The organism is Methylobacterium sp. GXF4 (assembly GCF_000272495.1).
GTDB classification, from domain to species: domain Bacteria; phylum Pseudomonadota; class Alphaproteobacteria; order Rhizobiales; family Beijerinckiaceae; genus Methylobacterium; species Methylobacterium brachiatum.
On the sequence record NZ_AKFK01000115.1, the window covers coordinates 1 to 1,059 of the forward strand.

The following is a 1,059-nucleotide window of genomic DNA, read 5'->3' on the forward strand; positions in this document are numbered from 1 at the left end:
GGCTGCACGTATCTGCCCGCGGCGGGACCGACGGCGAGCGCGATCGAGGCGGGCGCGGAAGTCGCGACCGCCGACGGCGGCGTGCTCGCGCGCTACGAGATCATCGACGTCACCCCGGCCGTGGTCGAGGCCCTGCGCGGACGCCCGCTCGACAGCCTGCTCGCCTCCTTCGGCGATCACCGCCCCTCCACCGAGCCGGTGATCGGCATCGGCGACATGGTCTCGGTCTCGGTCTGGGAAGCCGGCTCCGGCGGCCTGTTCTCCGGGCCGCTCGTCGCCGACCGCTTCTCCGCCGGATCCAAATCCGCCCTCATCCCCGAGCAGCCGGTCGGCCGCGACGGCGCGATCTCGGTGCCCTATGCCGGGCGCATCAAGGTCGCCGGGCGCCGGCCCCAGGACGTCCAGGGCCTGATCGAGAACGAGCTCGCCGGCAAGGCGATCCAGCCGCAGGTGCTGGTCTCGGTCACCCGGCCGATCTCCCAGGCGGTCACCGTCACCGGCGAGGGCGCGGCCGGCGCCCGCCTGCCGCTCTCGGGCCACGGCGACCGCATCCTCGACGTCATCGCGGCCGCCGGCGGCAACCGCTCGCCGGTGTCCGAGACCTTCGTGCGCCTGTCGCGCGGTCCGGTCACCGCCACGGTGCCGCTGACCACGGTGGTGTCGAACCCCAAGGAGAACATCTACCTGCGGCCCAACGACGTGCTCACCCTGGTGCGCGACCCGCAGACCTTCCTGGCGGTGGGCGCGCTCGGCCAGGCGACCGAGCTGCCGTTCCAGGCCGACGGCATCACGCTGGCCCAGGCCCTGGCCAAGGCCCGCGGCCTGTCGGACTTCGCCGCCGACCCGGCCGGGACCTTCATCTTCCGGTTCGAGCCCGCCAGCGTGGTGCGCCGCCTGAACCCGAACACCAAGCTCACCGGCACGCCGCTGGTGCCGGTGGTCTACCGGATCAACATGCGCGACCCCAACAGCCTGTTCACCACCCAGGCGTTCCGCATGCGCAACCGCGACCTCGTCTACGTCTCCAACGCGCCCTTCACCGAAGTGTCGAAGGTGCTG

General features: G+C 72.6%; 1 protein-coding gene. It reads left to right on the forward strand.

Annotated elements, in window-relative coordinates; translation table 11 throughout:
• Nucleotides 1-1,059: polysaccharide biosynthesis/export family protein (locus tag WYO_RS28480; RefSeq protein ID WP_007569352.1), on the forward strand; the 1,059-nt coding region annotated here is incomplete at both ends.